Raw genomic sequence first — 9,884 nt, 5'->3', positions numbered from 1 at the left:
CGCCGCAACCGCCCGCCGAACCGGAACCCGAGCCGAAGTTCCAGCGACCGTCGATGCGCCAGGCCGCGGCGGCCACCGTGCCGCCGCCGCCCGAGCCGGAACCCGAGCCGACGCCGCGGCCCGTTCCGGAGCCCGCCCCCGCCCCCGTTCCCGAACCGGAGCCGACGCCGCAGCCCGAGCCGACGCCCGTTCCGGAGCCGACGCCGGCACCCGAGCCGACGCCGCGGCCCGTGCCCGAGCCGACGCCCGAACCCGCGCCCGTTCCGGTCCCCGAACCCGAGCCGACTCCTGCACCCGCGCCGGTCCCGGCGCCCGAGCCCGCTCCCACTCCTGCGCCGGAGCCGACTCTCGAACCCGAGCCGACTCCCGAACCGGAGCCGGAGCCGCCGCTCGCACCCGAGGTGGAGGCGGCACCCGCCGCATCCGCGGGTCCGGATGCTGCGGTCCTGCGCGAGGCCTGGAATTCGCTGCGCGAGAAGGTGAGCCAGCGGAACAAGATCCTGCCCGCGATGTTGTCCGCCGCCACGGTGCACGACGTGCAAGGCAACCGCCTGATCCTGGCGCACCCGGTCCCCAATCTGGGCGCTCGGATCGCGTCGCCGCACAACGCTCAGGTGATCACCGAGGTGCTGTCCGAGATGTTCGGCGGCACCTGGGAAGTGGAGTATCAGGCCGGTGCCCCGACGGCGCCGCCCCCACCGGTCGCGAAGGCTGCCGCGGCGCCGACGAAGCCTGCAGGCGCACCCCGGTTCTCCCGGCCCAGCCAGGAGCGGGCTGCGCAGCGCCCGCAGCAGCAGTCCGACGCACGGAGCACCGATGCGGGTCCGGGTGCGGCGCAGGCACGTCCGTCGTCCGAACCGGACGACGACATTCCGCCGCCGGAGGCACCGGACTACCCGGACGATCCCGGGCCGATCGACTACGAGGCTTCGGCGTCGACGCCGCCCGTCTCCACACCCGAGGACGAAGAAGAGATGTTCAAGGAGGCGGCGGAACCCGCCGACCCCGCGACTCGCCGCGACCCGGAAGACGTGGCGTTCGAACTGCTCAAGGACATGCTCGGGGCCAAGAAGCTCGAAGGCTGAACCGGACGGCGCGGTCCCGCCACATCGGGACATCCGCCCCTGGTGCCCGGGACGCCGGGTGCCCGATCGTCGTCTCATGAGCACAGTGAATGTTCCAGACGGCGTGCAGAACGAGGTCCCGGCGACCGCGCGACCGCGAAGCGGCCGGTGGTGGGCCTACGTCGGGGTCGTCGCCGGCGTGGCCGGAATCGTCGGCATCCAGGCGAGCATGTCGGTCGACGCGGTGTACGTGGAGGCGTCGGCCGGCGACGCGGTCGCCATCATGACCGGGCTCGTCGGACAGCGCACCGGGATCCTGGTGATGCACGTGTCGATCATGACCGCGGCGCTGCTGATCCTCGTCTTCGCCGCCGGGCTGTGCCAGCGACTGCGGGCGGCGTTACCTGCCGAGAGCATCCTGCCGTCGGTCGCGGCGTTCGGACTGGTCCTGACGTCGGCGGCGTGCCTGCTGGGGACCGGGCTGACCACCGAGCTGGTGTTCGGCCTCGGTGACACGAGCCGGCTGGTGCCGGAGTTCGCGGTGGTCGGCGGCCACTGGATGGGCACCATTCCGTGGCTGTGGGCGGGTGCGGGAGTCAGTGCGCTGGCGGTGGCCGTCGCGTTGCTCCGCGGGCACGCGGGCCCGCGGTGGATCGGCTGGGTCAGCCTGGTGCTGGGCCTGGTGACCGCCGTCATCGGCGTCTCACCGCTGCAGTACCTCGCGGGGTTCACCGGGCCGCTGTGGGTGCTGGTGAGCGCGATCGGGTTCGCTTTCGCCGACACCGTGCGCGAGTAAGGGAGATACTCGTTCGCACCATGGCGAAGCAGAAGGACACTCCGAGGACCGAGGGGTCGGCAGGTGCGGGCGGTGCGCCCGTACCCGCTGCCGTCATGGCGGTGTCCGCGTGGATCCTGGTCGTCCTGTCGGTGGTGGCGTTCGTCCGGGCCGATCCGGGCATCGATTCGAATCAGCTGTTCTTCCTGGTGGACGTCGTCGGGGCGGCGGTCTACGGAACTGTGGCGGGTGTCGTGCTCGCGCGGCGGGTGCACCCGGTGCCGATCATCCTGGGGCTCACCGCGATCGGCGTGGGTCTCGCCGCACTCGGCTACAGCTACTCGCAACTCGCGGCCGTGCGTTCGGGGCTGCCGTGGGTCGATGTGCTGTCGCCGTTGCAGAACACGGCGTGGATTCCCGGGACGCTGAGCCTGTTCCTGATCGTGCCGTGGCTGATCCGCGACCATCCGCTCGGCGTCGGCGCGAAACTCGGCGTCCTCGCCGGTGTCGCCGCGACGGCCTGGTACTTCTGGTCCCGCACGTTTACCGGGATCCCCGCGGTCTGGCAGATCGCGCCCGTCCTCGTGGTCGGCTTCGCGGCGGCAGCGGACTGCGGGTGGCGGTGGCGGCACGGCCCACCCGGCGAGCGCGTCGGTCTCGGCTGGATGTGCCTCGGCACGGCGCTGATGACGGCCGCGTACATTCCGCTGGCGCTGCCCGCGTCGCTGCCGGGGCTGTGGGTGCTCAACCCGTTGGTGCACTTGGCGGTTCAGGCCTTCTACCCGGTCGCGATCCTGGTGTGCATCCTGCGCCAGCGCATGTGGGGGTTGAACCTGGCCGTCAGCCGCGCGACGGTGGCCGGCACCCTCACCGTTGCGCTGCTGGTGCTGTATGTGGTGGTGGTCGCGGCGCTGACGGCATTGCTGCCCGATGGCGATTCGGTGGGGGCGCAGGTGGTCGCGGCGGGTGTCGTCGCCGTCGCGGTGCAACCGGTGCGGTTGTGGTTGCAGCGGCGGGTGCACCGCCTGGTGTACGGGGAGGGCGAGGATCCGGCGCGGGCCGTCCGCACCCTCGGCAGGCAGTTCGGCAGCGCCGAGACCCCGGAACAACTCCTCGAGGGTCTCGCTGCCGGCGTCGGCGTCGCGTTGCGGCTCGAATCCGTGTCCGTGCAGCGCATCAGCGGGGTTGCTGCGGTGTGGGGTTCGGCGACGGGACCTGCCGAGTCGGTGGAGTTGGTGCACCGCGGTGCGGTGCTGGGGACGATGGTCGTGACGGCGCCGCCAGGGGAGTCGCTGGGGGCGCGCACCCGACGATCGCTCACCGAACTGTCGGCGGTCGTGACGGCCGGTCTCGTCGTGCTGCAGTCGGCGGAGAACCTGCAGGAGGCGCGGCGTCGGCTGGCGTCCGTGCGACTGGAGGAGCGGCAGATGATTCGCCGCGAACTGCACGACGGCCTGGGTCCCTCGCTCGCGGGCATCCGGCTGGGCCTGCAGGGCGCCCGGAACCTGCTCGGCTCCGATCCGGCCGCCGCCGCGGAACTCATCGACGCGCTGCAGGAGCAACTCGACCATCAGGTGGAAGGCGTCCGGCAGCTGTCGCGCAGCATGTTCCCGCCGGTGCTCGACGAACTCGGACTGGTCCCGGCGCTGCACGAACTGGCGGCCAGCCAGTCGCGCAGCGGGTTCCAGCTGCGGGTGCAGGCCGATCCGCCGCCGAGGCTGGGCGCGGAGATCAGCGCCGCGGCGTACGGGATCGTCGTCGAGGCCGTCACCAACGCGCGCAGGCACAGCGGTGCCGACGGCTGCCGGGTCGACGCCACGGTCGCCCGGGAGGTGCTGACGGTCGTCATCCACGACGACGGGTGCGGGTTCGATCCGGCCGGGGGCGGCGGCGTCGGCACCCGGTCGATGCGCGAGCGGGCACACGAACTCGGCGGCACGCTGCACATCGAATCCGGCCGTCCGACAGGCACGGTGGTCACCGCCCGGTTACCGTTGACCGCATCATGAGCGCGGGCACGAAAAGTTCCACCACCTCGTCCATCCGGGTAGCCGTCGTCGACGACCACCCGGTGTTCCGGCTGGGCATGGTCGCGTTGCTGTCGACCCTGGACGGCATGGAGGTGGCCGCGCAGGCCAGTTCCGTCGCGGAGGCGCTCGACGTCGTCGACGGGGACGTCGACGTCGTGCTCATGGATCTCGAACTCGGCGACGGTTCGGGGGTGGACGCCACCCGGCGGCTCGTCGAGCGGTACCCCGCCCTGCGGGTGCTCGTGGTCACCATGCACGAGGACGACGAATCGCTGGTCGCGTCGGTGCGTGCCGGGGCGCGCGGCTACCTGGTGAAGGGGGCCGATCCGGGGGAGGTCGAACGCGCGGTCCGGGCGGTCGCCAACGGCGAGGTGATTCTCGGCGCCGCGGTCGCGGCCCGCGCGATGAGCTTCATGGCCGCCTCGCGCCGGATGGAACCCACCGTGTTTCCGGAACTCACCGACCGCGAACGGGAGGTTCTCGACCTCGTCGCCCGCGGCTACGACAACGCGAGCATCTCGCGCAGACTCGTGCTGAGCCCGAAGACGGTGCGCAACCACGTGTCGAACGTGCTCGCCAAGCTGGGTGTGCCCGACCGTCCCGCCGCCATCGTGCGGGCACGGGACGCGGGCCTCGGACTCGACACCTGAGGCGCCGGGGTCACACCGCCGCAGTCGAGGTGGTCGGCACGAATCGGATGCCCGGGCCGGTGTCGTCCGTGTTGGTCGCGGTGGGCCCAGCGCCCGGGGCCGCGACCCGCACTTCGGGGATCTGCCGGCGCGCGGCGCCGAGTGGCGGCGCGTCCCGCCACACCGGCTGCGCCTCCTGCAGTTCCAGGACGATGGAGATCAGCGCCGCCTCGGACCACGGGACCCCGCCCAGCTGCACCCCGAACGGAATGCCGGTGGCCGCGGACCGGCCCACCGGCGTGCAGACGACCGGTGCGCCCGTGTAGTTGGCCCAGAAGTAGTTCTCCCGCGCACCGGCGAACACACTCGAATCGGAGAGGTCGTCGCGCCGTACCCCGTCGGTGAGCGCGCCGGGACGCAGAATTGCGTCCAGCCGGTGCTCGGCGAACATCCGGTTGTAGTCGTGCTGGAAACGCAGGCGCGCGCGTTCGAGGGCGAAGTAGTCGGCGACGGGCAGGGCGAGGCTCGCCATCGCCGCGGTCGCGGCGAGCGCCGACTCCGCGCCGTATGCCGAGAGCCGGTCCGCGAACTGCCGGTGGTACGAGCCGAATTCGGCGTAATCCCCGCTCAGCAGCCCCGTCGGGACCTCGGGCTCGATAACGTCGACGATCTCGCCGCCCAACGCGCGGACGAGGTCGAGGAACCCGGCGAACAACGTCCCGATCGGGCCGGGCAGGTCGTCGGCGACACCGTGCGGCAACCCGAAACGTCTGCCGGACAGCGGACGTGACCCGCCCGCGGCGGCCAGCGGGTACCCCTCCGCGGGAACGTCGGGGCCCACCGACGTGCTGGGATCGTCGACGTCGACGCCCGCCATGTGGCTCAGGAGCAGCGACGCGTCGGCGATGCTGCGACCCATCGGACCGGTGTGATCGCGGGTCCAGGTCAGCGGAATCACCCCGCTGGTGCTGCACCGACCGAACGTCGCTTTGATCGACGTGATCCCGCACGCGCTCGCGGGGATGCGCAACGAACCGCCGGTGTCCGTTCCCAGCGCGCAGGGCGTGAACCGGGCGGCGAGGGCGGCGGCGCTGCCACCGGACGAGCCGCCCGGCGAATACGCGACGTCCCACGGGTTCCCGACCTGCGGCGTCGCGGTTCCGATGGCGAATTCGTGGGTGTGCGCGTGGCCCATCAGCACCATGCCCGCGTCGCGCAGTTGCCGCCACACCCCGGCGTCGCCCGCGGCGATGTTCCCGTCGAGGACGCCGCTCGACGCGGTCACGGGCAGCCCGGCCACCGCGTACAGATCCTTCAGCGCGATCGGCAGTCCGCAGACCAGCGGGGCGGACCCGGCCGCCAGTTGCCGCGCGGCGGACTCCGCGGCCTCGTAGGCCTGCTCCGGGTAGATCCGGATCCACGCCTCGACGCCGCCGTCGTGCGCCGCGCTGCGCGACAGGCACGCGTCGAGCAGTTCGCGCGGATGCAGCGCCCGGGACTGCAACAGCGCCGCCGCCTCGACGGCACTCAGAAGTGCCGGATCGGACGCGGAAATCGCGGCGGGCGACGGCAGGCGGCGTGCCGGATTCGCGGTCGCGCCGGCACGCCCCAGGCCGGCAACGGTCACCGCACCCGCGCTCGCGGCGCCGAACAATTGCCGGCGGGACAGTCGGGTGGTCACAGCGTGTTCTCCTCCGCTCGGGTCGCGTCGAGCGCCGCGCCATTACAGCACGAAACGGCGGGTCCGGCAGGGCCGAGATCGCCCCGTCGTGATCGCCTGGGTCACGATCCACGATCACTTCGGTCCTTCCTCCTGTTTTGCAACACGTTCTAAGGTAAATGTGCCGGGGTATGCCCCGTGCAGAGCGCCGTGTGCACGGTCGGCGTCGACGCAGATAAGGAAGGAACACTCCACAGTGACCACAGAGGCATTCATTTATGAAGCCATCCGGACCCCGCGCGGCCGCGGAAAGAAGACCGGTTCCCTGCACTCGGTCAAGCCGATCTCGCTGGTCACCGGCCTGATCGACGAGCTCCGCGCCCGCTTTCCCGACCTGGACGAGGATCGCATCTCCGATCTGGTCCTCGGCGTCGTCACCCCCGTCGGCGACCAGGGCATGGACATCGCCCGCGTCGCGGTCAACGACGCCGGACTGCCCGATACCGTCGGCGGCGTGCAGCTGAACCGGTTCTGCGCGTCCGGCCTCGAGGCCGTCAACACCGCCGCGCAGAAGGTGCGGTCCGGCTGGGACGAACTGGTCATTGCCGGCGGCGTCGAATCCATGTCCCGCGTGCCGATGGGCTCCGACGGCGGACCGTGGGCGCTCGACCCGGCCACCAACTACGACAACTACTTCGTCCCCCAGGGCGTGGGCGCCGACCTGATCGCCACCATCGAAGGCTTCTCCCGCGAGGACGTCGACGCGTACGCCGTCCGCTCGCAGGACCTCGCCGCGAAGGCGTGGACCGGCGGCTACTTCGCCAAGTCCGTCGTCCCGGTCAAGGACATCAACGGCCTCGTCGTCCTCGACCAGGACGAGCACATGCGTCCCGGCACCACTCTCGAGAACCTCGCGGGCCTCAACCCGTCCTTCGCCGGCGTCGGCGAGATGGGCGGCTTCGACGCCGTGGCGCTGCAGAAGTACCACTGGGTGGAGAAGATCAACCACGTCCACCACGGCGGCAACAGCTCCGGCATCGTCGACGGCGCCGCACTGGTCCTCGTCGGATCCGAGCAGGCCGGCAAGGACATGAGCCTGACCCCGCGCGCCCGCGTCGTCGCGACGGCCACCAGCGGTGCCGACTCCACGATCATGCTCACCGGCCCCACCCCGGCCTCGAAGAAGGTGCTCGCCGCCGCCGGTCTGACCGTCGACGACATCGACCTGTTCGAGATCAACGAGGCGTTCGCGTCCGTGGTGCTCAAGTTCCAGAAGGACCTGAACATCCCCGACGAGAAGCTCAACGTCAACGGCGGTGCCATCGCGATGGGGCACCCGCTCGGAGCCACCGGCGCCATGATCACCGGCACCATGATCGACGAGCTCGAGCGCCGGAACGCCCGGTACGCCCTCATCACCCTGTGCATCGGCGGCGGTATGGGCGTCGCCACCATCATCGAGCGCGTCTGACCGCCCGGACCATCAGGAGACTTGAAGCAGTGAGCGAGCAGAACATCATCAACTGGGAGCAGGACGCCGACGGCATCGTCTTGCTCACCATCGACGATCCCAACCAGGGCGCGAACACCATGAACGACGCCTACATCTCCTCGATGAAGGCGACCGTCGACCGCCTCGTCGACGAGAAGGACTCCATCACCGGTGTCGTGATCACGTCCGGCAAGAAGACGTTCTTCGCCGGCGGGGACCTGAAGAACATGATCAAGGTCGGCCCGGAGAACGCCGACGAGATCTACAGCCACAGCGTCGCGATCAAGTCGGATCTGCGCCGCCTCGAGACTCTGGGCAAGCCCGTCGTCGCCGCCATCAACGGCGCCGCACTCGGCGGCGGACTCGAGATCGCCCTGGCCACGCATCACCGCGTCGCGGCGGACGTGAAGGGCGTCAAGATCGGCCTGCCCGAGGTCACCCTCGGCCTGCTGCCCGGCGGCGGTGGCGTCGTGCGCACCGTCCGCATGCTCGGACTGCAGAACGCCCTCATGCAGGTGCTGCTGCAGGGCCAGCAGCGTGGACCGGTGCAGGCCAAGGAGGTCGGACTCGTCGACGAGGTCGTGTCCTCGGTCGAGGATCTGGTGCCCGCCGCGAAGGCGTGGATCAAGGCCAACCCCGAGGGCGGCGCCCAGCCGTGGGACAAGAAGGGCTACCGGATCCCCGGCGGCACCCCGTCCACCCCGGCGTTCGCCGCGAACCTGCCCGCGTTTCCCGCGAACCTGCGCAAGCAGCTCAAGGGCGCACCCATGCCGGCACCGCGCGCCATCATGGCCGCCGCCGTCGAGGGTTCGCAGGTCGACATCGACAACGCGCTCCTCATCGAGGCCCGCTACTTCACGTCGCTGGTCACCGGTCAGGTCGCGAAGAACATGATCCAGGCGTTCTTCTTCGACCTGCAGGCTATCAACTCCGGCGCGTCCCGCCCTGAGGGCATCGAGAAGACACTCATCACCAAGGTCGGTGTGCTCGGTGCCGGAATGATGGGCGCCGGAATCGCCTACGTCTCCGCGAAAGCCGGCTTCGACGTCGTCCTCAAGGACGTCACCATCGAGGCGGCCGACAAGGGTAAGGCGTACTCCGAGGGCATCGAGGCCAAGGCGCTGTCGCGGGGCAAGACCACCGAGGAGAAGTCGAAGACGCTGCTCGACCGCATCACGCCGACCGCCGACCCCGCCGACTTCGCCGGTGTCGACTTCGTCATCGAGGCCGTGTTCGAGTCGCAGGAACTGAAGCACAAGGTCTTCCAGGAGATCGAGGACATCGTCGACCCGAAGGCGCTGCTCGGCTCGAACACGTCGACCCTGCCCATCACCGGTCTGGCGACGGGCGTGAAGCGGCAAGAGGACTTCATCGGAATCCACTTCTTCTCTCCCGTGGACAAGATGCCGCTCGTCGAGATCATCCGCGGCGAGAAGACGTCCGACGAAGCCCTCGCCCGCGTCTTCGACTACGTGCAGGCCATCCGCAAGACGCCGATCGTCGTCAACGACTCGCGCGGCTTCTTCACCTCCCGCGTCATCGGCACGTTCATCAACGAGGCCATCGCCATGCTGGCGGAGGGCATCGAGCCCGCCACCATCGAGCAGGCGGGCATGCAGGCCGGCTACCCGGCGGCACCGCTCCAGCTGTCCGACGAGCTGAACCTCACGCTGATGCAGAAGATCCGCAAGGAAACCGCGGAAGCCGCGAAGGCCGAAGGTAAGGAACTGCCCGCCGACCCGGCAGGCGACGTCATCAACACGATGGTCGACAAGTTCGACCGCAAGGGCAAACTCGGCGGCGCAGGCTTCTACGACTACGCCGACGGCAAGCGCACCGGCCTGTGGCCCGGGCTGCGGGAGAACTTCGGTTCCAAGGAACTCGAAGTCCCGTTCCAGGACCTCATCGAACGCATGCTGTTCATCGAGGCCATCGAGACGCAGAAATGCTTCGACGAGGGCGTACTCCTCACCACCGCCGACGCCAACATCGGCTCCATCATGGGTATCGGCTTCCCCGCCTGGACCGGCGGTGTGTCGCAGTACATCCAGGGCTACGAAGGCGGCCAGGCCGGCTTCGTCAAGCGCGCCGAAGAACTCGCCGCCAAGTACGGCGAGCGCTTCACCCCGCCGGCGTCGCTGAAGGCGTAGGCGGCTCCGCCGCCCGTGCGCCTTTTTGGTAGCTGCAACAACCAAAAAGGCGCACGGGGCGGGTTATCCACAACTTCGCGGTTA

At 70.2% G+C, this 9,884-nt stretch carries 6 protein-coding genes and 1 pseudogene; 6 read left to right on the top strand and 1 reads right to left on the bottom strand.

The window, feature by feature from the left end; translation table 11 throughout:
* The 4 genes and pseudogenes from AC1DWT_RS25635 to AC1DWT_RS25620 form a co-directional block, all read left to right on the top strand.
* Positions 1-1,085, top strand: a pseudogene (locus AC1DWT_RS25635) (DNA polymerase III subunit gamma/tau); the annotation flags it as partial.
* 76 nt (positions 1,086-1,161) lie between these two features.
* Positions 1,162-1,860 (top strand): hypothetical protein, encoded by a 699-nt coding sequence (locus tag AC1DWT_RS25630; protein ID WP_179377629.1) that lies wholly within the window; start codon positions 1,162-1,164, stop codon positions 1,858-1,860.
* Positions 1,861-1,880: 20 nt separating this feature from the next.
* On the top strand, positions 1,881-3,848 hold the full coding sequence (locus tag AC1DWT_RS25625; protein ID WP_477922720.1) for a sensor histidine kinase: 1,968 nt from the start codon (positions 1,881-1,883) through the stop codon (positions 3,846-3,848).
* Complete coding sequence (locus AC1DWT_RS25620; protein ID WP_095862905.1) at positions 3,845-4,519, top strand: response regulator; 675 nt, start codon at positions 3,845-3,847, stop codon at positions 4,517-4,519. The genes AC1DWT_RS25625 and AC1DWT_RS25620 overlap by 4 nt, the downstream gene beginning before the upstream one ends.
* A 10-nt stretch (positions 4,520-4,529) precedes the next feature.
* Here AC1DWT_RS25620 and AC1DWT_RS25615 read toward each other — a convergent pair whose 3' ends face one another.
* A complete protein-coding gene (locus AC1DWT_RS25615; RefSeq protein WP_477922717.1) occupies positions 4,530-6,179 on the bottom strand; it encodes an amidase in 1,650 nt (549 codons plus the stop codon).
* A gap of 235 nt (positions 6,180-6,414) precedes the next feature.
* On the opposite strand from AC1DWT_RS25615, the gene AC1DWT_RS25610 reads away from it, so the two are divergent.
* On the top strand, positions 6,415-7,629 hold the full coding sequence (locus tag AC1DWT_RS25610) for an acetyl-CoA C-acetyltransferase (RefSeq protein ID WP_095862907.1): 1,215 nt from the start codon (positions 6,415-6,417) through the stop codon (positions 7,627-7,629).
* A gap of 29 nt (positions 7,630-7,658) precedes the next feature.
* The gene (locus tag AC1DWT_RS25605) at positions 7,659-9,800 is read left to right on the top strand and encodes a 3-hydroxyacyl-CoA dehydrogenase NAD-binding domain-containing protein (protein ID WP_477922714.1); all 2,142 of its coding nucleotides are present in this window, start codon (positions 7,659-7,661) and stop codon (positions 9,798-9,800) included.
* Positions 9,801-9,884: the final 84 nt, after the last annotated feature.

It is taken from the genome of Rhodococcus sp. P4_B6 (genome assembly GCF_056402215.1).
Note: the sequence above shows the minus strand (reverse complement) of the source record. Positions and strands in the feature narration are given on the sequence as shown.

Excerpts from the sequence above, each read along its gene's own strand:
- AC1DWT_RS25620 (WP_095862905.1), top strand. The coding sequence starts at position 3,845 with ATGAGCGCGGGCACGAAAAGTTCCACCACCTCGTCCATCCGGGTAGCC.
- AC1DWT_RS25625 (WP_477922720.1), top strand. The coding sequence starts at position 1,881 with ATGGCGAAGCAGAAGGACACTCCGAGGACCGAGGGGTCGGCAGGTGCG.
- AC1DWT_RS25630 (WP_179377629.1), top strand. The coding sequence starts at position 1,162 with ATGAGCACAGTGAATGTTCCAGACGGCGTGCAGAACGAGGTCCCGGCG.